The organism is Gordonia alkaliphila (assembly GCF_023017165.1).
GTDB lineage: Bacteria > Actinomycetota > Actinomycetes > Mycobacteriales > Mycobacteriaceae > Gordonia > Gordonia alkaliphila.
Window position 1 is genome coordinate 2,769,210 of the sequence record NZ_JALKBW010000001.1, and the last position, 25,263, is coordinate 2,794,472.

15 protein-coding genes, 1 tRNA gene and 1 pseudogene are annotated in these 25,263 nt (G+C 63.3%); 15 read left to right on the forward strand and 2 right to left on the reverse strand.

From position 1 onward, the window contains the following. Window positions 1-36 precede the first annotated feature (36 nt). A pseudogene (locus MUG78_RS12535) lies at window positions 37-1,166 on the forward strand (thiolase family protein). Then, window positions 1,166-1,999, forward strand: coding sequence for a crotonase/enoyl-CoA hydratase family protein (locus MUG78_RS12540; RefSeq protein WP_246995259.1), 834 nt, complete (start codon window positions 1,166-1,168; stop codon window positions 1,997-1,999). Before MUG78_RS12535 ends, MUG78_RS12540 begins: the two are co-directional and overlap by 1 nt. Window positions 2,000-2,060: 61 nt before the next feature. On the opposite strand, the gene MUG78_RS12545 is transcribed toward MUG78_RS12540, so the two are convergent. Beyond that, window positions 2,061-2,134 (reverse strand) — tRNA-Arg (locus tag MUG78_RS12545). A gap of 48 nt (window positions 2,135-2,182) precedes the next feature. Between MUG78_RS12545 and MUG78_RS12550 the strand changes: the two genes are divergently transcribed. Together MUG78_RS12550 and MUG78_RS12555 are read left to right on the forward strand one after the other, a co-directional pair. Then, window positions 2,183-4,345 carry a bifunctional copper resistance protein CopD/cytochrome c oxidase assembly protein gene (locus tag MUG78_RS12550; protein WP_246995261.1) on the forward strand — a complete coding sequence of 721 codons (2,163 nt, stop codon included), beginning with the start codon at window positions 2,183-2,185 and terminating at the stop codon, window positions 4,343-4,345. Window positions 4,346-4,454: 109 nt separating this feature from the next. After that, entirely contained in the window at window positions 4,455-4,871 is a 417-nt protein-coding gene (locus tag MUG78_RS12555) for a single-stranded DNA-binding protein (RefSeq protein WP_246995263.1), read from the forward strand. On the opposite strand, the gene MUG78_RS12560 is transcribed toward MUG78_RS12555, so the two are convergent. Continuing rightward, window positions 4,868-5,257 carry a TIGR02611 family protein gene (locus MUG78_RS12560; RefSeq protein WP_246995265.1) on the reverse strand — a complete coding sequence of 130 codons (390 nt, stop codon included), beginning with the start codon at window positions 5,255-5,257 and terminating at the stop codon, window positions 4,868-4,870. The two genes, MUG78_RS12555 and MUG78_RS12560, sit on opposite strands and share 4 nt — an antisense overlap. 380 nt (window positions 5,258-5,637) lie before the next feature. On the opposite strand from MUG78_RS12560, the gene MUG78_RS12565 reads away from it, so the two are divergent. The 11 genes from MUG78_RS12565 to MUG78_RS12615 all read left to right on the forward strand — a co-directional run bounded on the left by MUG78_RS12565 (window position 5,638) and on the right by MUG78_RS12615 (window position 25,212). After that, on the forward strand, window positions 5,638-6,954 hold the full coding sequence (locus MUG78_RS12565) for a tyrosine-type recombinase/integrase (protein ID WP_246995267.1): 1,317 nt from the start codon (window positions 5,638-5,640) through the stop codon (window positions 6,952-6,954). A 1,719-nt stretch (window positions 6,955-8,673) separates the two neighbouring features. Further along, window positions 8,674-10,878, forward strand: a complete 2,205-nt coding sequence (locus MUG78_RS12570) for a site-specific DNA-methyltransferase (RefSeq protein WP_246995269.1) — start codon at window positions 8,674-8,676, stop codon at window positions 10,876-10,878. Continuing rightward, window positions 10,875-13,388: a DEAD/DEAH box helicase family protein gene (locus tag MUG78_RS12575; protein WP_246995271.1), complete on the forward strand. Its 2,514-nt coding sequence runs from the start codon at window positions 10,875-10,877 to the stop codon at window positions 13,386-13,388. Before MUG78_RS12570 ends, MUG78_RS12575 begins: the two co-directional genes overlap by 4 nt. 1,002 nt (window positions 13,389-14,390) lie before the next feature. Continuing rightward, window positions 14,391-15,509 (forward strand): hypothetical protein, encoded by a 1,119-nt coding sequence (locus MUG78_RS12580; protein WP_246995273.1) that lies wholly within the window; start codon window positions 14,391-14,393, stop codon window positions 15,507-15,509. Then, window positions 15,463-16,613, forward strand: a protein-coding gene (locus MUG78_RS12585; RefSeq protein ID WP_110477080.1) for an IS3 family transposase whose coding sequence is annotated in 2 segments (ribosomal slippage) — window positions 15,463-15,733 and window positions 15,733-16,613 — 1,152 coding nt in all. Because the reading frame shifts where the segments join, the coding sequence is not laid out codon by codon here. Before MUG78_RS12580 ends, MUG78_RS12585 begins: the two co-directional genes overlap by 47 nt. A gap of 171 nt (window positions 16,614-16,784) precedes the next feature. Continuing rightward, window positions 16,785-18,458 carry an energy-dependent translational throttle protein EttA gene (gene ettA / locus MUG78_RS12590; protein ID WP_246995275.1) on the forward strand — a complete coding sequence of 558 codons (1,674 nt, stop codon included), beginning with the start codon at window positions 16,785-16,787 and terminating at the stop codon, window positions 18,456-18,458. Between the two features lie 79 nt (window positions 18,459-18,537). Beyond that, window positions 18,538-18,834 carry a hypothetical protein gene (locus tag MUG78_RS12595; RefSeq protein ID WP_246995277.1) on the forward strand — a complete coding sequence of 99 codons (297 nt, stop codon included), beginning with the start codon at window positions 18,538-18,540 and terminating at the stop codon, window positions 18,832-18,834. Next, window positions 18,831-19,259, forward strand: coding sequence for a hypothetical protein (locus tag MUG78_RS12600; protein ID WP_246995279.1), 429 nt, complete (start codon window positions 18,831-18,833; stop codon window positions 19,257-19,259). Before MUG78_RS12595 ends, MUG78_RS12600 begins: the two co-directional genes overlap by 4 nt. Beyond that, complete coding sequence (locus tag MUG78_RS12605; protein ID WP_246995281.1) at window positions 19,256-19,585, forward strand: helix-turn-helix domain-containing protein; 330 nt, start codon at window positions 19,256-19,258, stop codon at window positions 19,583-19,585. Before MUG78_RS12600 ends, MUG78_RS12605 begins: the two co-directional genes overlap by 4 nt. After that, window positions 19,572-20,576: an AraC family transcriptional regulator gene (locus MUG78_RS12610; protein WP_246995283.1), complete on the forward strand. Its 1,005-nt coding sequence runs from the start codon at window positions 19,572-19,574 to the stop codon at window positions 20,574-20,576. Before MUG78_RS12605 ends, MUG78_RS12610 begins: the two co-directional genes overlap by 14 nt. Window positions 20,577-20,616: 40 nt before the next feature. Beyond that, window positions 20,617-25,212, forward strand: coding sequence for an NAD-glutamate dehydrogenase domain-containing protein (locus MUG78_RS12615; RefSeq protein ID WP_246995285.1), 4,596 nt, complete (start codon window positions 20,617-20,619; stop codon window positions 25,210-25,212). Window positions 25,213-25,263: the final 51 nt, after the last annotated feature.

The window sequence follows — 25,263 nt, forward strand, 5'->3', positions numbered from 1 at the left end:
GTCGGCGGGCCGGTGACGGGTGCCACAATGGCGATCATGAGAGATGCAGTCATCGTAGAAGCCGTCCGCACCCCGATCGGCAAGCGCAACGGCGCGCTGTCCGGCGTCCACCCGGCGACCTCACGGCGCACGTCCTCACACAGGTCGCCGAGCGCACCGGGCTGGATCCGGCCCTGGTCGACGACGTGATCTGGGGCTGCGTCAGCCAGGTCGGTGATCAGGCAGGCAGCGTCGGGCGCGTCGGCGTCCTCGCGGCCGGGTGGCCCGAGTCGGTGCCGGCCACCGTGGTGGACCGCCGGTGCGGTTCGGCGCAGCAGGCCGTGCACTTCGCCGCGGCGGGCGTCATCGCCGGCCAGTACGACATCGCGATCGCCGGCGGCGTCGAGTCGATGTCGCGGGTGCCGATGGGTTCGGCACGCGGCGACGGTCGGCCCTACCCGCCGTCGGTGCTCGACCGCTACGGCGTGGACGGCTTCAACCAGGGGCTGGGCGCGGAGATGATGGCCGCCAAGTGGGGCCTGACCCGGACGCAGCTCGACGAGTACTCGGCGCGGTCGCACGAGCGCACCGCCGCCGCCATCGACGCCGGTGCGTTCGCCGGGCAGCTGGCGCCGATCGCCGGACTGGAGAACGACGAGGGCCTGCGCCGCGGCACCACCGTCGAATCGTTGGCCACGCTCAAGACGCCGTTCGACGCCGACGGCGTGGTCACCGCGGGCAACGCTTCGCAGATCTCCGACGGTGCGGCCGCACTGCTGGTGACCACCACCGAGATCGCGCTGGCCAACGGCTGGCAGCCGATCGCCCGCGTGCACACCGCCGTCCTCGCCGGCGACGACCCGGTGATCATGCTGACCGCCCCGATCGCGGCGACCGCCAAGGCGCTCAGCCGCTCCGGCCTGTCGGTGTCCGACATCGGCGTCTTCGAGGTGAACGAGGCCTTCGCGCCGGTGCCGCTGGCCTGGCAGGCCGAGATCGGCGCCTCCGACGACGTGCTGAACCCGCTGGGCGGCGCCATCGCCGTGGGTCACCCGCTCGGCGGGTCCGGCGCGATCCTGATGACTCGCATGGTGCATCACATGCGCGACAACGGCATCCGCTACGGCCTGCAGACCATGTGCGAAGCCGGCGGCATGGCCAACGCCACCATCCTGGAACTGCTCTGATGGGTACCCACAGCGTGGAAACCGACAGCGCGGGGGCCGATCCGCTGCTGATCGAGCGCGACGGCGACGTGGTGGTCTGGACGCTGAACCAGCCGGAGACCCGCAACGCGATCTCCGACGAAGCCGTCATCGACGCGCTGGTCGGCGCGGTCGACGCCGTCAACCGCGACCCGAGCGTGCGGGTGGTGATCCTCACCGGTGCCGGCAGCGCGTTCTCCGCGGGCGGCAATGTGAAGGACATGGCGGCCCGCACCGGGCTGTTCGGCGGCGGTCCGCACGAGCAGCGGGTGGGCTACCAGCTCGGCATCCAGCGCATTCCGCGCGCCATGGACACCCTCGAGGTGCCGATCATCGCCGCCGTCAACGGCCCCGCGGTGGGGGCGGGCTGCGACCTGTCGCTGATGTGCGATCTGCGGATCGCGTCGTCGAACGCCTTCTTCGCGGAGAGCTTCGTGAAGCTCGGCCTGATTCCGGGCGACGGCGGGGCCTGGTTCCTGCCGCGCGCGGTGGGGCAGGCGCGGGCCGCCGAGATGGCGCTGACCGGCGATCGGGTGGATGCGGCCACCGCGCTGGAGTGGGCTCTGGTCTCGCGGGTCACCGAGCCCGAGGATCTGCTGCCGCAGGCGCATGCGCTGGCCGCGCGTATCGCGGCGAATCCGCCGGTGACGGTGCGGATGACGAAGAAGCTGTTGCGCGAGTCGTCGCGGCAGAGCCTGGATCAGCTGCTGGAACTGTCGGCCGCGATGCAGGCCGTCGTGCACCAGACCGCCGATCACCATGAGGCGGTCGCGGCGTTCCTGGAGAAGCGGCCCGGTCGGTTCACCGGCGAATAGCACACCGGTCGGCCGCGTACGGGTATGAGTTCACTCACCTGCACGCGGCCGACCGGGACGGTGCCCCCGGCAGGACTCGAACCTGCGACCTCGGGATTAGAAGGCCCTTGCTCTATCCACCTGAGCTACGGAGGCGGGTAGCCGACAGCGAGGGTCACTATATCGCGACCTACAGTGGATCTCATGAGTACGACGACCGCGCGGCCGGACGCGACCCATGATCGGGACAGTTTGCGAGACCCGTCGAGCATGCGTCGACTGCTGATCGCCGGCCTGCTCGTCGTCGGTGCCGTCGCCGCGGTGATCGTGACGGCGGTCAGTGCGGCCACCGCGTTGAAGCTGACCGGTGTGCCGGATCCGGGCTGGGTGCCCACCTATGGGCTGCCGGTGGTCACCGTGATCGGCCAGTTGCTGGCCGCCATCGGTTTCGGCAGCGCGATCTTCGCCGCCTTCTTCGTACCGCCGCAGGCCGGCGGCGAACTCGACATCGGCGGCTATCGCGCGCTGCGCTGGTCGTCGGCGGCCTTCTTCGGCTGGAGCCTGGCGGCGTTGGCGCTGATCCCGCTGTCGGTGGCCAACGCCAGCGGCAGCCCACTGGGAACCACCCTCTCCGAGTGCTTCGGGAGCATCGGGCAGGGCGGCATCCTGGGCGCGTGCGGGCAGGTCGCCGAGACGCGCTACTGGCTGTGGACGGCGATCTTCGCGATCTTCGCGGCGGTGCTGGCCAAGGCCGCGATGCGGTGGGGTTGGACCATCCTGGTGATCGGCCTGGGCTTCCTGTCGCTGATGCCGTCGGCGCTGGCCGGGCACTCGTCCGCAGGCGGCAACCACGACCTCGGTACCAACAGCCTGATCCTGCACATCGTCGCCGCCGCGGCCTGGACCGGCGGACTCGTGGTGGTGCTGGCCTACGGTTTCGGCAACGGACGCTGGCGCACCCTGGCGGTGCGCCGCTACTCGCGGATGGCGTTCTGGTGCCTGATCGTGGTGGCCGCCAGCGGCGTGATCAATGCACTGGTGCGGATGACGTTCGCTGAACTCTTCACCACCACCTACGGATTGGTGGTGCTGGCGAAATTCGCCGCCCTGCTGGTGGCGGGCGCCTTCGGCGCCGTGCACCGCTGGTTCACCATCGCCGCACTGGAGAAGACCGACGCCCCGCAGACGTCGCTGTTCGTGCGGCTGGCCGCGGTCGAGACGATGGTCTTCGCGGTCGCCTTCGGCCTCGGCTCGGGCCTGTCCCGGACGCCGCCGCCGGTCTTGGAGACCGCCGACGTGTCGCCGGTGGAACTGAAGATCGGCTATCGCCTCGACAGCCCGCCGAGCTTCAAGACCCTGGCCCTGGACTGGCGCTTCGACCTGATCTTCGGCACCGCGGCCATCGTCCTCGCCATCGTGTACCTCATCGGCGTGCAGCGGATGCGCCGGCGCGGCGACACCTGGCCGATCGGGCGGACCGTCGCCTGGCTGCTGGGCTGCCTCGCGCTGCTGGTAGCTACGTCGTCGGGCCTGGGCCGCTACTCACCGGCCGTCTTCAGCGTCCACATGATGAGCCACATGATCATGTCGATGCTGGTGCCGGTGCTGCTGGTACTCGGTGCGCCGATGACGCTGGCATTGCGGGCCATCGCGCCGGCCGGTCGCGGCCAGCCGCCGGGTCCACGCGAGTGGATTCTGACCGGGATTCACAGCAAGTACTCGCGCTTCATCACGCACCCGCTGATCGCCATCGCGGTCTTCGTCGGCAGCTTCTACGTTCTGTATCTGGGTGGGCTGTTCGAGAACATCGTGGACAACCATTCCGCGCACCTCGCGATGAACCTGCACTTCCTGATCTCCGGGTACATCTTCTACTGGGTGGTGATCGGCATCGATCCGGCGCCGCGCCAGGTCACCCCGGTCGCCAAGCTCGGCATCGTGTGGGGCTCGCTGCCCTTCCACGCGTTCTTCGGCGTCGCCCTCATGTTGACCACCGCGGTGATCGCCGAGGACTGGTACAAATCGCTGGTGCTGCCCTGGCAGAACGACCTGGGCGGGGATCAGCAGACCGGTGGCGGCATCGCCTGGGCCACCGGCGAATTCCCGCTCATGCTGGTGATGATCGCGCTGCTGGTGCAGTGGCAGCGGCAGGATCGACGGCAGGCGCGGAACTTCGACCGCAAGGCGGCGCGCGACCACGACGCGGAACTGGACAGCTACAACGCCATGCTCGCCCAGATGCACACGCCGGACGCCGGCTCGCCGCGCGGATCGGAGGGCTCGGAGACGGTGCAGGATACTGCCGCCGACGACACCGCGGATGTCTCGGCCGACGAGCCTGTGGAGAAGTCGCCGCCGGTCACCTAGCTGCCCACAGCGTCGATCCGCGGTGTTCCGCGGCGGGTCGTCGTTCGTCATCCTCGAATCGGGGAGTCCGCCACGGACTCATCGCGACACGAGACGAGGAGTGGGCGAGATGTTCGAGACCTATGCGACGGTCACCGGCCGGGTGATCACCGAACCGCGGCGGGCACAGACCAACGGACACGGCGACGTGGTGACCTTCCGGATGGCCTGCAATTCCCGGCGCCTGGACCGCGAGTCCGGTCAGTGGAGCGACGGGCCGTCGCTGTTCCTGTCGGTGAAGTGCTGGAACCGACTCGCCACGACGGTGCCCGACGCCGTGCAGCGGGGTGCGCTGATCATCGCGCACGGGGCGCTCTACACCGACGAATACGTCGGCAACGACGGCATCAAGCGGTCCTCGCTGGAGATGAAGGCGGTGTCGCTGGGACTCGACCTCGCCCAGCCGGGGGCGCGTGAGAAAACGATCGAGGCCCCGCGCAGTGGCGGGGCCCCGATCGAGGGAGAGTGGGTCGGGCTGCCGAATTAGGCGTGCACCGGGCGCGGCGAGATGCGGGTGTACGCGGTCCGCGCGTGGGTCAGCATGGTCCGGCGGTGGTACGCCAGGTTGGTGCCGACCACGGTGCGAGTGCGCTCGACGACCGCGTTCGACAGGGCACCGGCGCGGTGCAGCTGACGGCGGATGAACGACGTCGCGCGGTGGGCCCAGGCGAACTCGGTGGACAGCACGGCCAGACCGAGGAACAGGGTCACCCAGCCGGGGCCGGGGATGGGCAGCGGAATCATCACCAGGCCCGCGAGCATCATGACGGTGCCCACGACGCCGACCACCAACCGATAGATCTGATTGAGGACCGGCCGCTGTCGAATGACGAAGCGCTGTTTCCGGTGCCAGATCTTCAGCCGCAGTCGCATGCGAGGGCCTCCCGAGTGTCGATGGGGTGGGGACTTTCCCTGAACCAAACTACGGGGAAATCCACGAAAAGCCAGGGGGCGAGCCGGATTGGCAGCCGATTCTCAGGAACTGTTCGGTGGTGGTTCCGGCTCCCGGCCACCGGTGCCGATGTGCGCATCTCGGGCAGAGCACTACACTGGAGGGCTGTTGTGACCATGTGCGGTTGAGAAGAGGTAAGGCGTGGCTGGCGAGTTCATTTACACCATGTAAATAAACTTGTAGGCACAATTTGAAGCGAAAAGTCAAACGGCCAGATCAGAGCAGGTAATAGCAGAGAACCGAGTATCTGACTTGTACTCGGAGCCTGGAATAACTTGTACAGGTCTTGTACTGTTAGCCTATGAGCGTTCAGCGGTTGAAGTTGCCGAGTGGCCGGGTAAGGTGGCGCGCTCGTGTCTACGACAAGCGAACTGGCGATCAGACCACGCGCTCGTTCGACACCAAAGCGCAAGCTCTCCTGTGGGAACGGCAACAGCGCGTGGCGCTCGATGGTGAGTTGGGGATCATCTACACGCCCGAGGTACGCGAGGCGATCAAGGACGAGGCACTCGCAGAGTCAAGTGCGAAGAACGACGCGATCCTGTCCACCCTTCGTGACGAAATGCTTGCCAAGGGACCAGAGGGAGCGCCTGACCAGGAAGCACTCAAAGTCGTTCAACTGCGAACCCATGCTGGGACCAGACGGCAGTTGATCGTGCGCGACTTCCTCACTGACTGGAAGGATGACGCAGAAACGGAGGGCACGAAGCGACTACGGGAGAACCTGGTGCGTCAGACGGTGCCGCTGGCCGACCTCATGCTGAACGAGGTGACTGGTTCGGCTATCGCTGAATGGCAGCGGCAGTTGAGGAAGTCTTCGTTCATCTCTGGTGAGCCGCTCTCGACAGGATCGGTTCGGATGATGACGAGAATGCTCAACAGTGCGTTCGAGGTTGCGGTCAAGCGCGATCTGATCGAGGTCAATCCATGCTCGCAGATCGAGAAGGGGCGCAAGGGAACTGGTGTGTCGAAACCCATGCCCACCGACGTGATGAGTGTCAACCAGGTGCACGACCTCATCGCACGACTGCGGTCTTCGAGTGCCGCTCTCGGTGTCATGGCTGAGGTGGCGAGTAAGACGGGATTGCGTATCGGGGAACTCGCTGGTCTAAGGATCGGTTCGCTCAACACCGTGACGCAGGAACTCTCGATCACTGAACAGGCTGCTGGTGGAAGAACTGCGGCGTGGAAGCCCTTGAAGTCCTCAACCAGCAAACGGCGGCTGAAGGTGATCGATTCGGCGTTCAAGGCTTTGACCGGGTACATCGCTCAGTACCGGGGTGGTGAGCCGCTCACTGCTCCCTTGTTTGTGACCGAAGGTGGATCGCAGTACAACGCCAGTCATGCGGGAAAGAAGCTCCGGGACTTGAACGTGGGGCACACTTGGCATGACTTCCGTCACTTCTACGCCTCACAGTTGATTGCCGCTGGTGCTGATCTTCCATCGGTGAGCAAGGCGCTCGGGCACGCCTCCACATCGGTAACGCTCGACGTGTACGTACACCTGCTCCCCGGTGCCGAGGACCGTGTTCACAGTGCGATTGCTTCGGCCTTCGGTGAGGAAGTATCTGACGGAGAGAGCAAGAACTCTCCCGAGGGGGAGTCTGACTCGGGATAGAACTCTCGAAGGTCAGGGCTGAGAGCAAATCGCCTGAGTTTGCTGCGCGTCTTGCGTCCTTCACCTTCGAGTACTCATCCCACCCCAGGAACTTCTTGGCGCGCTGGTCTGAGCATTCTGGCAGGGACCGAGGTTGTCGCGCTACCCCCGCCATCACAGTAATACCGTTTCGTTTCAACGTGCTGATCTTGGCGAGTGGAGAATGGATCGTCTCAAACCACTCGGTCAACAACTCCCCGAGGTACGCCCTCGAAGGATCGTCATGAAAGTGTGAGGCAAGCACAAGAAGTTCTTTCGGATAGACGCTGGTAGCGGGGTCGAGTACCTGCTGTAATGAGGTGCGACAACCTGTAAGCGACTTGACGAGGTAGTTGATCCCACGTTCTCGATCCTCTACGGTCACCAATTCCTGATAGTCAACATCGACGTGAGTGTTTGACCAGGGAGCGGGAACCTCACTGCTCGATGGTGACCAAATGATCGCGTGCAAATTCGGCCACCAACGTGCTGTGGTCTCACTGTGGATGAACTTCACTGGTGTTTCTAAACAGTGCCCGAGATAGCGTGAACCACCATAACAATCGAGAACCTCGTGCAAACCTGTGTAGGTGAGATTTATCATGGATCGCAAATCTGTCTGCTCAATGGGGGCGATGGTGACGAGAATTACTCGACCTTCGCCTAGCGAATCCACCAGGGAGCGAACTCCATCGGCCAAACGCTGACCTATCTCGTAGGCGTTTACTGGACACGTCACTTGGCGGCATGAGTGAAACTTCGTAAGTGCGGCGCTCTTATGGATAAGTGGACCTGGGCCAATATCAACCATCACGGGAGACTCCGCTTTACAAGAGATGATGTTGAGTAGCGCGCTAAGATTGTTCTCTTTGAGCCTGTGTCCCGCACCACGGGCTATATCGCGTTCGCTCCATAGGTCGTTGAACGTCTCGAAGTGATGACCGTAGAGGTGGTGAGCGATGATACTTGCACCACGTTCGCGTACACGGGTGCTTGACGGTCCTGATGGTATCGCAGGATATGACTGTTGCATGACTGAGCATTTCCTTTGTGGGGTGAGAGTCATGCTTGAATGAATTGCGAACAGACAAACCTGACTCATTGGTCACAAGGGAATATAGGCACGTCAAAATCGAGCATTGATTCTTCAGTGTGATCGAAGAAATTGAAGCCGTTGGTGGCGAGTTATCGATCATGTTGGCTATACTGTTAGGTGCGAACAGACGGACGGTGGAGCGCGAAACCTCCACGTCATCACAACAGGCCACGCGGAGTTATGAGCATTTCCCCGCGTGGCCTGTTCTTTGTCTGGGTAGAGGTTTAAGTATTAAGTATTAACTGTGCACCTCAATATCAATCGCCCCTCAGAATATCTCTTCATCTCCTGCTGTGAACCATTCTTCGGTGGATATGCCTGGATCGTACGACTATTCTTAACGGTGTGGAAATGCTCTCCGTCCCTCTGGGTTTGTCTCGGTGACTGTGGCTTTCCGGTAGATATACGAACGCTTGGAGAGAAGATGATCGTGAATTATTCAAAAGCACCAATGGCACTTCTTTCAGTTGGAGTGATCCCATGACTAGAACCGAGTGGTGTGTCCTGAAGGAGGGTGGTCTGCCCGTCCTGGTCGAGTCGCTACCGAGGGGAGCGTGGGTCGTGGACTACTGTTTGACCGTGGATCGAGAGAGGCGGGGCACCTGGTGAGCAAGCACAGTGGAGCACTAGAGCTGACCTGGACAGACAAGGACAAGGCGCTGCTGAGCGTCGGGGATGGGAAGTACGACTACACGTTCATTGACCCTGGGGACTACCGGGTGGCCGAGGTTCGGTTGCTGGACGAGGTTGGCTCGTACGAGGCTGACACTCCCGAGGAACGTCCTGACGACCTGCCTACCCCCACCACAGACAACCTCTTGGTGACGGGCGACGCTATGCACGTTCTTGATTCGCTGGCGAAGATTCCCGAGTACGCGGACAAATACCTTGGTCAAGTGAAGCTTGTCTATATCGATCCACCATTTAATACGAAGAAGACATTCTCGTTCTATGAGGACAATCTCGCACATTCGATCTGGCTCACTATGTTGAGGGATCGCCTCAATCAGATCAAGGTGCTTTTGAGTGAAGATGGTTCGGTCTGGGTTCATCTTGATGACAGTGAAGTTCATCGTTGTCGTGTAGTGATGGATGAGGTTCTTGGTGAAGACAACTTCGTCGGAGAGGTAGTCTGGCAGAAGGCCGATTCTCCCCGCTCTGACGCTGGCATATCTGATGATCACGACACAATCCTTGTGTACCGCAAGGCGGATAGTTTCGAGACAAATCGCTTACCGCGCACGGCAAAAGACAATATCCGGTTTTCAAACCCGGATGATGATCCGAGGGGACCGTGGTGGGACGACAATCCCACTGCTCCGGGTACGAAGCCGGGGAAGCGTCAACACCCGAGTGTGTTTGGGATACAGCACCCGGTAACAGGAGAGATGATCTACCCCGCGCCTGGTCGCTGCTGGGCTACCGCCCAAGACGTGGTGTTTGAAGCTATGTCGGGTTGGGCACCGTATCGATTGATTACCGCTGACGGGGCAGCACGCCGCGAGCGATTGAAACGACTACGGCTATCGGATGACCAGTTCCGAGAGGACATTCCTGATCTCGTTCTCGACGTACCATTGGAGGTTGCGCGCGAAGAGGTGCGTAAAAAGTACGAGTCTGGAAATTGGCCCCAATATATTCTGCGTGGCGAGAACTGCTCAGGTGGGCTGGGGTTCAAGTCGTACATTCCTACAAGGGGTAATGTTCCGAGAACGTGGTGGTCTAACGATCAAGTCAGTCATAATAGAGGCGCGAAGTCTGAGATGACCGCGCTCTTTCCCGGGCAAGAACCATTTCCTACGCCGAAGCCTGAGCGGCTCTTGGAACGAATCATCCACATTTCTACTAATCCTGGCGATATAGTTCTCGATTGTTATGGTGGTTCGGGAACGACTGCTGCTGTCGCTCACAAAATGGGCAGGCGATGGGTTACCAGTGAGTTGTTACCCGAAACTGTCGAACGCTGTACTCTCCCGCGCCTGCAAAAGGTCGTTGATGGTGATGATCCCGGTGGAGTTACAACTACCTCTGTCCGAGTCGTAGCTGATGGCGTAACACTACCTAAAGGGGTGACGCCCGAGCCGGCTCGGGAGTTTGCGTCTCTAGTCAAGAAGTTTGGTGACCAGTCGGAACTTCCCATCGACCTTTTCAAGAAGACTGCACAGGTAGTTCGCTCACAGGGAAAGAGTGAGACTCCTGCGCTCGATCCTGAAGAGCAAAAGACGCTGCTGCGATTGCTCAACAAGGTCGGCAAGGCTGCGGCAGAGAACCCTGATGAAGAGACAACCATTGACCTCATGCCCGAGGCGATGAAAGTCCTACGCGCTGCTGCCAAGACGAAGGATGAGGTGACCGTCAACTGGCATGGGGGAGGTGGATTCAAGCACCTCGTGGTTCGAGAATCCATGTTCACCGAGTGCGAGGGTCGAGTCTTCCTCGCTGACTGGGCGTGCAATGGTGCTCTCACTGAGGCTATGTGTGCTCAGTTGGGAGTCCGGTATCAACCCGATGGAATCTTCGCTGGCCGTCAAGGTCGTACTCAATATGTGGTCGTGGATGGTCTCGTTCGTGCTAGCACTATCGGCTCGATCATTGACCTGCTACCCGAGAACGCGATTGTCAGTGTGTGGGCTACGCAGGTTGACCCTGAAGCCCACGAGGCTCTCAGAGTTGCTCGGAAGGGTTCGACCTTGGGCACGATCCCGGCTTCGGTTCTGGACCGCTACCGACGTGATCAGGCCACTACTTCACCTTTCCGGCGTGACTCTGTGATCGCCACACTTCCTGATACTGAAGGAGACGATCAATGACTTACCCAACACTGGCTGACTTAGACCTGATTGAAACGATCAGTGCGAGGCTCGATCTTCGAGAGCCGAACCGCGAGGCGCTGACTTCTGTGGCTCTGGCAACGTCCCAACATTTCGACGTGGACCATGAACCTCCACCTTTCGAGTGTGTGGTGGATAGTGCCACTGGTGTTGGAAAAACCTACGTCATGGCTGCGCTGATCGAGTACTTCTCGCAGATTGAAACCCCGGCCCGGAACTTCCTTCTTCTTGCACCTGGGCGAACGATTCGTGACAAGTCGATTGCGAACTTCACACCTGGTCACCGCAAATCCTTGACTGGAAGTATGGTGTCGCGCCCGTATGTAGTGACAAGTGAGAATTTCAAGACTCCGGCAACGGTGGCTGCTCTTCGTGACACGAGTCTCACCAAATTGTTCATCTTCACCGTTCAGGCGCTCACCTCGAAAACGGGGGATGGTCGCTCAACCCATGAGTTCCAAGAGACTCTCGGAGGGTCGCTCTACGGGTGGCTGAAGGACTTGGAAGACTTGGTGATTCTGGCTGATGAGTCCCATTGCTATCGGTCACCTGCCTTCTCCAAGACGATCAAAGAACTTGTGCCTGAAGTGGTAATCGGGATGACTGCTACACCACTTCCTTCTGAGGTCGATCAGATCGTGTACCGCTACCCTTTGGCGCGAGCTATCGCTGACGAGTATGTGAAGACACCTGTTCTTGTGGCGCGCAAGGATGAGCGAAAGGATACTCACACCAAGTTGCTTGATGGTGTGACTCTGTTGAAGTGTAAGGCCGAAGTTGCGGGATCGTATTGCGAAGAGCATGGTCTCGCTCGTGTGAATCCTGTCATGCTGGTGATCGCTGAAGACACGAAAGCTGCCGATGAGTTCCGAGACATTCTTGATAGCGAGAGTTTCGATAATGGAGCCTGGATCGGTAAGACTCTGTTAGTCCACTCGCAACTGACAGGTGATGACAAGGAGAAGGCTCTAGCGGACCTGGATGATGTTGAGTCTCCTGATTCCCCTGTGCGAATCATCATCTCAGTGGGAATGCTCAAAGAGGGCTGGGACGTGAAGAACGTATGGGTCATCGCCTCTATGCGACCAAGTATCTCTGAAGTGCTGACTGAGCAGACATTGGGAAGAGGTATGCGGCTGCCGTTCGGCTCGTACACTGACGTTCCTTTCCTCAACTCTTTAGAGGTGCTGGCGCACGAGAGGTACGAGGACATTCTGAAAAAGCGTGAGTCTCTGAATGAGAAGTTCGTTGACTACGCGGTGTGGATGGAGGCTCGTACCGACGCTGACGGTAACGAGGTGATAGTCAAAGAAGAGACCGAAAGTTCCACCCCTGCTGTGTTCCCCACTGGTGGAGAGGAAGGCTCCACGGGATCGGGGAGTACTCCCGAAGGGACGGGAACAATCAGTTGCTTTGGTGGTCAGACAACGGGATCGGGAATTGGTATCGGCTCGTTGGAGGACGTAACCGAGGCTGCGAGGCGGCAAGCGAACGAGGCAGCGGAGAAGAGAGCGCGCACTCACGAGGTGATTCCTAACCGGGTTGCGATTGTTCTTCCTTACGTTGACCAGGTGCCGACTAGAGCCGATGTGAGTCTGAATCAGATCACTGACTTGGATAGATTCACTGCGCTTGGGCGTGCAATTGGTGTGAATGCTGATGAGGACTTGAAACGAGTGCGACTGACCAGCGTGGACGGCAAGGTTGATGGTGTCGTGGACGACTCGTATCAAGTTCGAGCGGGACGGCTGGACCTTCCGATAGAAGTCACACGCGACGGTCTCATAAACGCGATCTTGAATACACCTGGTGTGCCCCGGCGACCCAACGAGTTGAACGCCGCAAAGAAGATTGCTGATTCGGTTATTAGAGGTATGGGGGACCAAGCTCCGGTAATTCTGAGTGCGTTCACTGATAGCACCATGCGTAGAACGTCTCGGCTTGTTCAAGAGTTGTTGACGAGTAGTGCAACGGGTGTGAGCTACTCCGACGAGGTACGTCTCACCCCCCTCACGAAACCGCGAGTGTTCAAGAAGAAGCATGTGCCATCCTCAGTGGAGTCCTTCGACAGGTCATGTGCGTACGAGGGATGGAAGAAGTGCTTGTATCCGGCTTCGACGTTCGATTCACGACCGGAGTTCAGAGTGGCGAAGACCGTCGATAACACTGATGACGTGCTGGTGTGGTCCCGCTTGGCTATCAATGACTTGCCGATCACCTGGACAATCTCGGGGCGTAGGTACAATCCTGATTTCGCTGTCATCGAGAGGGGCGATGATCAGGATCGTGGATGGATTGTTGAGGTTAAGTCTGACAAGGACTCACAATCGGATGAGGTGCTGGCGAAGAAGAAGGCTGCGAAGACCTGGGCCAACATCGTCAACAACGCGGAGGCTACCGATGTTGAGTGGTCCTACTTGTTGCTCACCGAGTCTGACATTGAGGCGGCGCATGAGTCGTGGGAACGGATGAAGTCGCTCGGATCGTAGTCCTCAACTATGCGAGTATCATCAAGTCTTACAGGCAAGGTAACTATAATCAAAGCATAGGATTAACACTCGCTATTCTCAATACTCTCACATAATCCCACGCAAACTAATAGTGTCCCCTCCCGATAACATTACAATTGGGAGGGGATACTTATGATCAAGGGCCAACCAAATAGTAATCGCTATACACAAATTATGCACAAGGTTATTAACAAGGAGAGAAACTAGAAGAATAACATAGAAGAAAACTAATCCTCACAAGCCTCTAGTCAACGCTCTCTAGTCAAACCTAGGTTTCACTTAATCACTGTTTTCGTAATTTTCTGTGGATACCTTGTGGAATAAATTAAATCCAAAAAGCATTAAAGCCCTGACCTGCACAAACGCTAACCGAGTCTCAAATAGTGGGAAAATCGGCCCAGAAATCACCTCGGTAAAACCTAGGTTTGACCTTTCAACGCGAAAAAACCTTAGCGACACCTAATCTTCCAATTAGAGTATCTTAGATTATACTAACGATGATTCTCCGTTCGTTCCTCTCTATGATTCCTCTTATAGTATAGTCTAAGCCACTCCTGCATAATTGGATACCTCCGGTACCGATCCCCTAGGTGTCGCTCTCCCGAGGGGTAGGGAATCGAGAAGCTAAAAGTTCCGGCTTCGCTACGCTCTCCGTCGAGAAAGATATCCTTCTCGATTCGATTCTCTCTTCGAGAAGGATATCTTTCTCGACTCCGAGCACCGCTTCGCCTCCACTTTTAGCTTCTCTCTTAGATTTTCTACTACTCTTTCTCGATACTATTACAACACTAAGGTACAGGGTCTCCTTAGTGTTGTAATAGTATCGAGAAAGAGTAGTTCTATATGGGAGGGGTGTGGGGAGGGCAGCGCGCGGGGAGAGGCGAACCGGGGTGGTTGGTCAGAACTCTGTCACTCGTTGTCGGTGGTTGTGGCTAGGCTCGTGGTCGCTCGTAGTAATGAGAACCGAGGGGATGACGACCAATGGCGAAGAGTGCAAAGGCGCGCAAGGCCAAGCGGATTCGAGAGCACAAGGCTCGTGAGAAGACGAGACGTGAGACTCGGCGTGATGGTGCGCGCAAGGTTGATGGTCTCGCAGAAGCTCGTGCCGTTCTGACTCGCGCGTTGGTTCCGTCTCGTGAGCGCATAGACGTACGCATTGAAGAGGCGCGGGCGTTTGAGCGTTGGAGGGTTGATCCTTCGCCTCCCGAGGATGGTTCGTCCATCGCGCTCGATGACTCGGGTGAGTGGCAGGGCGAACTACGTGAGTTGGTGTCTGACTCCCTGGTGTTCGACCACGCGCTGTTCCCGGCGATGGCTGCGGCTGACAACCTGACCACGGTGGTTGCTGCGGTTGATGAGTGGGATGGGACTGGTGTCACGCGGAGTATCTCGGTGATCGCGCTGTGTCGTGCGGTGATGGAAGCGGCCTCTCGCACCATCTGGGTTCTGTCTAGCGAGGATCGAGACGAGAGGCGTGATCGTGCCTTGCGGATCACCAAGGACGAGGTTCTCCGGCAGAAGAAGTTTGCTGAGGCGTTGTCTGTGGGTGAGGGCACCGAGGGGTGTGACGACGGCCTGGCGAGGTGCAAGAAGGTTCTCGATGAGTTGGACAATGCGAGTGTTCGTGGCGCGCAGACAATGGAGCAGATGATCGTGCTCGCGGCGGGGTGGGTAGATGAGAACGCGCCGAACCGGGATAACCGTCCGATGGGGGAGCATGTTCTTGCGATGTACTCGATCACGTCGGGAGTCGCGCACGGTCACACCTGGCCGACTCGCTACCTGACTGATCCCAACTCGCTGTTCTCTGTGATCGCGGATTCACTCTATGTTGCTGTGACGTTGCTCGGTGCTGCTGTGGTGCTCTACGAGGCGCAGGCTACCGCGACGGGGAACATTGGCTCGAAGTGTCCGGCCACGCTGCGGGACGCGGCACGCCTCATGTACCCGAGGTATGCGCCCGGTGCGAGTGGGCTGACCCCGTTTCGTAGGTCCAGTCGTTATGAGAGTCGTCCTGTTGCCCGCGGTCGCGGGCAGGGAGACTGGTCAGATCATGACGAACAGCAGGAAGCGTCACACCCCGGAGCAGGTCGTCCGTAAGCTCGGGCAGGCCGACAGGATGCTCACCGATGGTCAGGACGTCGCGGCGGTGTGCCGGGAGCTGGGGGTGTCCGAGCAGACGTACTACCGGTGGCGGAACCAGTACGGCGGCCTCAAGGCCGACGACGCAAAGCGCCTGAAGGAGTTGGAGAAGCAGAACGCGACCCTGAAGCGTCTGCTCGCGGAAGCGGAGCTGGAGAAGGCCGCGCTCAAGGAGCTGGCTGAGGGAAACTTCTAAGCCCGGACAGGCGCCGCGCCGCCGTCGATCACCTCAAGCGCAAGTTGCGGGTGAGCGAACGGATGGCGTGCCGTCTGGTCGGGCTGAGCCGCTCCGCGTACCGGCGACCGCTCAAGGGCGACACGGTCACGGACCCGGATCGGGCGCTCAGGGAGTGGCTGCGCGCCTGGGCGAAGGACCATCCCCGCTACGGGTATCGGCGGGCGTATCACGACGCCCGCGCCGAGGGGTGGGTGGTGAACCACAAGAAGATCCAACGCCTGTGGCGTGACGAAGGGCTCCGGGTCCCGCAGCGGCGTCGACGCAAGCGCGTCGGGTCCTCGACCGTCGACGCGCCGACGGCGGACGCGCCGAACGTGGTGTGGGCCGTGGACTTCCAGTTCGACGCCGACGAGCACGGACGATTGATCAAGATCTGCTCGATCGTCGACGAACACACCCGGGAGTGCATCGGCGGCCTCGTGGAGCGCTCGATTACCGCCGACCGACTCACCGCCCACCTCGAGGACCTCGTCGCCGCCCGGGGCGCCCCGGCGGTGCTCAGGTCGGACAACGGGCCGGAGTTCATCAGCGAGGCGATGGCCGACTGGGCCGGCACCCGCACCGGCCTGTCCTACATCCCTCCGGGCTCGCCGTGGCGCAACGGGTACGTCGAGTCGTTCAACAGCCGGATCCGCGACGAGTGCCTCAACATCAACAGCTTCTACTCGCTGCTGCACGCACAGGTCATCATCGGCGACTGGAAGGACGAGTACAACCACCACCGCCGGCACTCCTCGCTCGGCTACCTAACCCCAGCCGAGTACGCTCGGCAGTGCACCCATCAAATGGAAACCGACGACTCACAGAACGTCCGGACCGAATGAAGGGGGCGGCTCACGAGTGATGGGGAGAAGTGACTGTGGCTACGCTGGTGTCATGCGATCTGCGACGAGTCCTAGCAGCCTGCCGGTTGCCGACTTGTACACGCGCATGTACTCGACTTGTACACATGACCCGCTCGGTGGAATGTTTCCCGAGGTAGAAAGGTTTTAGCTTTGGCTGAGTTCATTTACACCATGAAGAAGGTCCGTAAGGCGCACGGTGACAAGGTCATCCTCGATGACGTCACGATGTCCTTCTACCCGGGCGCCAAGATCGGCGTCGTGGGCCCGAACGGCGCCGGCAAGTCGTCGATCCTGAAGATCATGGCGGGCCTGGATCAGCCGAGCAACGGCGAGGCCTTCCTCGATCCGGAGGCGACCGTCGGCATCCTGCTGCAGGAGCCCCCTCTCAACGAGGAGAAGACGGTCAAGGAGAACGTCGAAGAGGGCATGGGCGAGATCGGCGTCAAGCTCGCGCGCTTCAACGAGATCGCCGAACTCATGGCCACCGACTACTCCGACGAACTGATGGAGGAGATGGGTAAGCTCCAGGAAGACCTGGACAACGCCGATGCGTGGGATCTCGACAGCCAGATCGAGCAGGCGATGGACGCGCTGCGCTGCCCGCCGGGGGATTCTCCGGTTACCCACCTCTCCGGTGGTGAACGACGCCGCGTGGCCCTGTGCAAGCTGCTGCTGAGCAGCCCCGACCTGCTGCTCCTCGATGAGCCCACCAACCACCTCGACGCCGAGTCGGTGCTGTGGCTGGAGCAGTTCCTGGCCAATTACCCGGGCGCCGTTCTGGCCGTGACGCACGACCGGTACTTCCTCGATCACGTCGCGCAGTGGATCTGCGAGGTGGACCGCGGCAAGCTGCACCCGTACGAGGGCAACTACTCCACCTACCTGGAGAAGAAGGCCGAGCGTCTGGAGGTTCAGGGCAAGAAGGACCAGAAGCTGCAGAAGCGACTGAAGGAAGAGCTCGCCTGGGTGCGTTCGGGCTCCAAGGCCCGCCAGACCAAGAACAAGGCGCGTCTGGCCCGCTACGACGAGATGGTGACCGAGGCCGAGAAGCAGCGGAAGCTCGACTTCGAAGAGATCCAGATCCCCACGCCGCCCCGCCTGGGCAGCGTGGTGGTCGAGGTGAAGAACCTGGACAAGGGCTTCGACGGACGCGTGCTGATCAAGGACCTGTCGTTCACCCTGCCGCGCAACGGCATCGTCGGCGTGATCGGCCCGAACGGCGTCGGCAAGACCACCCTGTTCAAGACCATCGTCGGGCTCGAGGAGCCGGACTCGGGCACCGTCAAGGTGGGCGAGACGGTCAAGCTCAGCTACGTGGACCAGACCCGCGCCAACATCGATCCGAAGAAGACGGTGTGGGAAGTGGTGTCCGACGGCCTCGACTACATCGAGGTGGGCCAGAACGAGATGCCCTCGCGCGCGTACCTGAGTGCGTTCGGCTTCAAGGGTGGCGATCAGCAGAAGCCGTCGGAGGTGCTCTCCGGTGGTGAGCGCAACCGACTGAACCTGGCGCTGACCCTGAAAGAGGGCGGCAACCTGATCCTGCTCGACGAGCCGACCAACGACCTGGACGTGGAGACCCTGAGCTCGCTGGAGAACGCGCTTGAGCAGTTCCCCGGCTGCGCCGTGGTGATCTCGCACGACCGCTGGTTCCTGGACCGGACCTGTACCCACATCCTGGCGTGGGAGGGCAACGTCGAGGAAGGCACGTGGTTCTGGTTCGAAGGAAACTTCGAAGCCTACGAGGAGAACAAGGTGGAGCGTCTCGGCGCCGAGGCGGCGCGCCCGCACCGGGTGACGCACCGCAAACTCACCCGTGACTGAGGCGGTAGTTGCATTTTTCGTGTGCAAATGAGACATTCTCCCCGAATGAGGGGCGTGACCGGAAAGCAGCGGAGATAGAGTGCACACTGGTTCGACGTCGGAAACGCGGCCGGCAGCCACCACCGGCCTGGCGCCGACCGCGATTCAGACGTGGCAGACGACGATCGGCGCCGAGCATCCGCTCGGTGCCGATCCCACGCGCTACCTGCATCGCGTGGGGCAGCAGGGCCTCGACAGTCAGATGGAGACCTTCGCGGTCACGGCCGACGATCCCGCGGGGTTCGAGGAATACCTGTACTGGCGTCCGCTGACGCACCTGATGGCCTTCTCGCTGCTGCGGACCCCGTGCACCACGGCCCGCACCCCGGAAGGGTGAAGCAGTACCGGTCCGACTTCGTGCTCATCGGCACCCAGCAGCTGGTCGGCGGCGGCACGGTGTCGGCCGGTGAGCACACGCGTACCTACAGCCATCCGCGGCAACTGGTGGCCGTCGACAACGGCGCGCCGTTCGTGCACTCGTCGCGCGCGGTCGCCGATCTCGCGGGCATCTGGGTGCCCACCGAACTCCTCGGGCCGCGGCCGGTCGGCGGCTGGTCGATGGCGCCCCTGGTCGACGACTCGCCGCTGGCGCGCGCGACCGCAGCCTTCGTCACGCGTTTCGCCAACGATGTGGCCGTGCGGCAGTCGCCGATCGATCCGGGCGCCGAACTCGCCGTCGCCGAACTGATCCGGCGGCCCTCGCCCCACACCGGGCGGACAGTTTCCGGGCCGCAGACAGCGAGTTGTACGTCCGGGAAGTGACCGCGCAGCTCATCGAGCAGCACTACCGCGATCCCGGCTTCGACGGGGACGCCGTCGCCCGCATGCTGTATCTGAGCAGACGACACATGTACCGCTTCTTCGCCGACACCGAGGACACGCCCGCCGTGCTGATCGCGCGTCGACGACTGGCGCACGCGCGCGAGCTGCTCGTCCGGCAACCGCGGATGAGTCTGCGAGAAGTGGCAGCGGCGTCCGGCTTCACCTCCGCGGGCACGCTGTCCAAACGCTTCAGTGCCGAGTTCGGACTCACCCCGAGCCAGTTCCGACAGGCTGTGCGGGAGGGCGGCGCCGATGCGGGCGACTGACGCACCGGTGCGGCTGTCCGGTGCCGTCGGGCTCACCGGACATCCCGCCTTCGGGTCGATCACGGCCGCCGCGCCGGATGCCTTCCGCGCGACGGTTCGGCGGGCCGAAGGTCGCCTGGTGGCCACCGAGCTGACGCGGCTGACGCCCTGTCGGCTGGAGCAGATCGGGGACCCCGTCGATCCGGGCCCCGCGGACGAGAAGCTGCACGCGGCGGTGGCCGACACCGCGTCGACCCTGCGTCTCTGCGGCGGCGCGGTGCAGATCGAGTGCGCCGCCGGGCACCTCGTGCTGTTCTCGCCGCACCGGGAACTCGAGTGGACCTTCACTGAGCCGACCCGTTTGGCTGTGCTGTCGGCACCCGCGCGGCTGGTGGACCAGCGCGGCGAGGGCCTTCGACGAACCGGCGCCACGGTGCTGGACACGCCGTTCAGTGCGGCGGCCGCCGAGTTCGTCACGCAATTCGTGCTGGACACCACCGGCGGCAGTCGCCGGATCGGCGTCGCGGAACAGCGGGCCGTGGTCGACGTCATCGGCGGTGCCCTCGCCCAACAGCGGCCGGCGGACGATTACGTCCTCGACGCGGTGCGCGAGCGGATCGACCGGGATTTCGCCTGTCCGGATCTGTCGGCGTCGACGATCGCCAAGGGGCTGAGCATGAGTCTCCGCCAGCTGTACCGGTACTTCACCGATACGGGGATCACCGTCGCCGGTCTGATCACCGAGCGGCGTCTCGACTGCGCGCGGACTCTGCTGCAGGCGCCGGAGACGGTCCGGGTGGCCGAGATCGCCGCAGCGTGCGGTTTCCGGTCCGTCGGCACCTTCCGTCGTCGTTTCGAGGCGGTGGTCGGACAGACCCCCAGCGCCTATCGCGAGGAGGCGCTCGCGCGGCGGCGGCTGGATCCGGATTTCGGACGGGTACTCGTCGAACCGCCGGTGCACGGACCGCGCCGCCCGGGCCGGCCGGTGACGGCCGCCTACGACTATGTGTGACCGGCCGCGATGACACGAGGGCGCGGCTAGCCTCCTGAACATGGGAGGTTCCATGACCGACGATCAGTTCCCCGACGTTCCGCCCGCTGCGAAGGTCCGGTCGCCCGGCACTTCGGTGGTCGCGATCATCGACTCCGACGACGCGACGGTGGAGATCGCGGTGGTCGTCGCCGACACACCTCTGCTGGTGGAATCGGTGCTCACCGCGGTGGAGGCCTTCGGACTGTCGGTAGCCGGGATCGAACACCCGATCCTGCCGGTCCTGCGCGCCGACGACGGGCGGCTGCTGGCGTTCGGGGATGACCTCGGGGGACATGATGCGGCGGCGGCCGTCGACGAATCCTGGATCAGCGTCCGCGTCTTCCGCTCCGCCGACCTCGACGCGGACCGACTGCACGCCGCCGTGTCACGTGCGGTGGAGCTGGTGGGTGCGCTGGCCCGGGATGCCGACGCGATCGCCGCCCGGCTGACGGCGCTCGGTGATGTGCTCGTGGCGCCCGATGACGAACGTGACGAGTATCGCGCGCTGATCGAGTGGATCGCCGACGGCGTGAACTTCCACATCGTCGGGTATGCGCGCGGAGAGGGCGGCGCCGGTCTGGGCGTCTGGTCCGATCCGGCGACGGCGCGGGTCGCGCCGCTCGAGGGCGAGCACGCCGCGTCGGTACGCAGGCGCCCGGTGATCGATCGCGGCTACCTCGCCACCGGGGTGCTGCGGACGCGCTACCCGGTGATCCTGCGGTTCTTCGACGGTGCCGTGGAGCACCAGTTCGTCGGCGCGTTCAGCTCGATCGGCATCTACCAGTCCGTTCGGGACATTCCGGTGGTGCGTCGGAAGGTGGCCGAGGTGCTGCGGGCACGCGGCTACGACGAGGACTCCTTCAACGGCCTCGCGGCGGTCGAACTGCTGCAGACCTACCCGCTGTTCGCATTGTTCTCCGGCGGCGTCGACGAGATCGCGCACCGCCTCGACGAGCTGCTCGCGGCCAATGTGGATCGATCGGTGCGGCTGTTCGCGCGTCGCTGCCATGACGACCGGGCGCTCAGCGTGCTCGCGTTCCTGCCGCGGGATCGGTACTCGTCGGAGGTGCGGGCGGCGATCATCGGCGGCCTGGAGCGGGAACTCGGCGGATCGCGGTCGGAGTTCGCCACCCGACTGGGCGACGGACCGCTCGCGCAGTTGCAGGTGATGATGCGCGTGGACGCCGGTGTCGGCTCCGAGGACGTGCGCATCGGGTCGCCCGCGCGGCAGCGCCTGGAACAGTTGGTGACGCAGGCGGCGGCGAGCTGGGAGGACGAGGTCCGGGCGCTGCTCGTGCCGGGCGGTGCGGCGACGGATCTGCTGACCGCGGTGTCCACCCGCTACCGGGAGGAGCGCGCGCCGGCCGCCGCCGCCCGCGACCTGCCCCTCGTCGTCGGCCTGGTCCCGGGCGACGTGCACGTGGATCTGCGCACCGCCCACGACGGGCCGTGGACCTTCGCGCTGTACCTCGCGGACCGGGATGCCGCCCTCACCGAACTGCTCCCCATGCTGGCCAGTCTGGGGCTCACCGTGCTCGACGAACACCCGTATCGCGTGGACCGGGCCGACGGTGTCGGCGTCCGAATCTACGAGTTCACGGTGCGGCCCGCGAGTCACGTGCAGGTGGCCGATCCGGCGGGCGCGGCCGTGCGCTCGGCCGAGGCCTTCCGTCGAATGTGGTTGGGACACACCGACATCGACGCGCTCAACGAGCTTGTCTTGCGCGCGGGCATGAGCAGCGCGGAGATCGCGGTGCTGCGCACCTACGTCCGGTACCTCCAGCAGTGCGGGCTCGGCAACAGCGTCGCCCACTGCGCCGGGGTCCTCGGCGACTACCGGGCCGCGGCGCGCGGACTCATCGATCTGTTCGGTGCCCGGTTCGATCCGTCGATCGGCGACGCGGAGCGCGCCGACCGCATCGCCGTCGCCGAGCAGGCCCTCGACGCGGAGCTGGCCGCCATTCTCAGTCTGGAGGCCGACCGGGTGCTCAGCGCGATCGCGGCCGCGATCGCCGTCACGTTGCGCACCAACTACTTCCGCGCCGACGACCCGGAATGCCGCCGGATCGACGACGGATACGCGCCCACGCTGGCGATCAAGCTGGCGACCGCACAGCTGGCGCCGGCGCCGGCGCCCCGCCCGGAGTTCGAGATCTTCGTGCACTCGCCGCGCGTGGAGGGCGTGCACCTGCGGTTCGGCGCCGTCGCGCGCGGCGGCTGCCGGTGGTCCGAGCGGCGCGAGGACTTCCGCACCGAGGTACTCGGGCTGGTGAAGGCGCAGGCGGTGAAGAACGCCGTGATCGTGCCGGCCGGCGCCAAGGGCGGCTTCGTGGTGCGGCGGGCCCCGCTGGCCACCGGGGACGTCGCCGCCGATCGAGCCGCGCTCCGCGAGGAAGGCATCGCGTGCTATCGCGCCTTCGTCGCCGCGCTGATCACGCTCACCGACAATCGGGTCGACGGCGCGATCGTCCCGCCGCGCGCGGTGGCGCGCCGCGACGGCGATGATCCGTACCTGGTGATGGCCGCCGACAAGGGCACCGCGAGTTTCTCCGACATCGCCAACGCGGTGGCCGCCGACTACGGTTTCTGGCTCGGCGATGCGTTCGCCTCCGGGGGGTCGGTGGGCTACGACCACAAGGCCATGGGCATCACCGCCCGCGGAGCCTGGGAGGCGGTGAAGCGGCACTTCCGGGAAATGGACGTCGACGTCGGGTCCGAGGAGTTCACTGCGGTCGGGATCGGCGACATGAGCGGCGACGTCTTCGGCAACGGCATGCTCGCCTCCCGCCACACCCGGCTGGTGGCGGCCTTCGACCACCGGCAGATCTTCCTCGACCCGAACCCGGAGGCGGCCGCGTCCTACGCCGAACGCGCGCGGCTGTTCGCGCTGCCGCGCTCGTCGTGGGGCGACTATCGCACCGACCTGATCAGCGCGGGCGGTGGCGTCTACGCCCGCGAGGTCAAGTCGATTCCGGTCAGCGGCCAGGTGCGGGCCGCTCTGGGCCTGGCTGAGACGGTGACCGCGCTGTCGCCGCCGGAACTGATCCGCGCGATCCTGCGGTCACCGGTCGATCTGCTCTTCAACGGCGGGATCGGCACCTACCTGCGGGCAAGCGACGAGTCCGATGCGCAGGTGGGGGACAAGGCCAACGACGCGGTCCGCGTCAGCGCGGATCAGTTGCGCGTCAAGGTGGTCGGCGAGGGCGGCAACCTGGGCGTCACCGAACGCGGGCGGGTGGAGGCGGACCTGTGCGGGGTGCGGATCAACACCGATGCCCTCGACAATTCGGCGGGCGTCGACTGCTCCGATCACGAAGTCAACATCAAGATCTTGCTCGACGCGCAGATCACCGCCGGCACTCTGGCGCCGGGTGACCGCGACGGCCTGCTGGAGTCGATGACCGACGAGGTGGCGACGCTCGTGTTGGCCGACAACATCAGCCAGAACGCGGAGCTGGGCTGCGCGCGGCGGCGCGCCGACGACGAGGCCGACCTCTACGCCCGGCTGCTCGCCGAGCTGGCCGAGCACGGAGTGGACCTCGCCCTGGAGACGTTGCCGACGCCGGAGGCGCTGCTGGCACGCCGCGCCGGGGACCTCGGTCGGGGGCTCACCAGCCCCGAACTGGCCACGGTGATGGCGCACGTCAAACTGCAGGCCAAGGCCCAACTCGTGGCGTCACCGCTGCTCGACGGCGACGTGTTCAGTCCGCTGGTGCGGGACTACTTCCCGGTGCCCCTGCGGGAACGTTTCGCCGCGGGCATCGACGGCCACAGCCTCCGGCGCCAGCTGGCGGCCACCATGCTGGTCAATCAGATCGTCGACGACGGCGGGATCACGCACCTGTTCCGCATCGAGGAGGCCACCACCGCGACGGTCACCGAGATCGCCCGCGCGTTCACGGCGGTCACCGAAGTCTTCGGATTCAGTGCGCAGATCGCCGTGCTCCGCGCCGCCGGCCTCGACGCCGCGGTGCTCGACGCCATGACGCAACGAGCCCGCATGCTGCTCTCCCGGGCCAGCCGCTGGTTCCTCGAACATCGGCCGCAGCCGCTGGCCATCGCCGCCGAGGTGCGTCGCTACCGGGACGTCGCGCACCTGACCGACCAGATCGACGGGTGGGCGCGGCCGACGATCGCCGCGGACCTGGAGGCGGTCAGCGTCGACTTCGTCGCCCGCGGCGCCGATCCCGACCTGGCTCGGGCCGTGGCCCGCGCACCGTACCGCGTGCACCTGCTCGACATCGCTGATCTGGCCGAGATCACCGACCGGGCCGTGGCCGAGGTCGGCGACCTCGCCTTCGCAGTCCTCGAGCACTTCGCCATCGACGAGTTGCTGGTGGCCGTCGAGCAGCAGGAACGCCGGGACCACTGGCACCTGCTGGCCCGCCTCGCGCTGCGCGACGACCTGCACGCCCTGGTCCGCTCGATCACCTCCGCGATTCTGGCGCTGTCGGATCCGGGGGAGAGCGCCGAGGACAAGATCGCAGACTGGGAACAGGCGCACAGCGCCACCCTGGCGCGCGTGCTGGCCACCGTCGACGAGGTGAAGAACGCGTCCGAGCCGGGCGTCGCCGGACTGGCCGTGGCCGTGCGCGCCCTGCGCAGCGTGGTGTGACCGCGCGGGGCGTCGCCGTAGGGTGGAGTGACGAGGAGGTGGCACCGTGCC

What these genes read in the sequence shown, in the direction of transcription:
- MUG78_RS12565 (WP_246995267.1), top strand. Translation starts at nt 5,638, where the DNA reads ATGAGCGTTCAGCGGTTGAAGTTGCCGAGTGGCCGGGTAAGGTGGCGC.
- MUG78_RS12615 (WP_246995285.1), top strand. Translation starts at nt 20,617, where the DNA reads ATGGGAGGTTCCATGACCGACGATCAGTTCCCCGACGTTCCGCCCGCT.
- MUG78_RS12610 (WP_246995283.1), top strand. Translation starts at nt 19,572, where the DNA reads ATGCGGGCGACTGACGCACCGGTGCGGCTGTCCGGTGCCGTCGGGCTC.
- MUG78_RS12540 (WP_246995259.1), top strand. Translation starts at nt 1,166, where the DNA reads ATGGGTACCCACAGCGTGGAAACCGACAGCGCGGGGGCCGATCCGCTG.
- MUG78_RS12575 (WP_246995271.1), top strand. Translation starts at nt 10,875, where the DNA reads ATGACTTACCCAACACTGGCTGACTTAGACCTGATTGAAACGATCAGT.
- MUG78_RS12555 (WP_246995263.1), top strand. Translation starts at nt 4,455, where the DNA reads ATGTTCGAGACCTATGCGACGGTCACCGGCCGGGTGATCACCGAACCG.
- MUG78_RS12550 (WP_246995261.1), top strand. Translation starts at nt 2,183, where the DNA reads ATGAGTACGACGACCGCGCGGCCGGACGCGACCCATGATCGGGACAGT.
- MUG78_RS12560 (WP_246995265.1), bottom strand. Translation starts at nt 5,257, where the DNA reads ATGCGACTGCGGCTGAAGATCTGGCACCGGAAACAGCGCTTCGTCATT.
- MUG78_RS12580 (WP_246995273.1), top strand. Translation starts at nt 14,391, where the DNA reads ATGGCGAAGAGTGCAAAGGCGCGCAAGGCCAAGCGGATTCGAGAGCAC.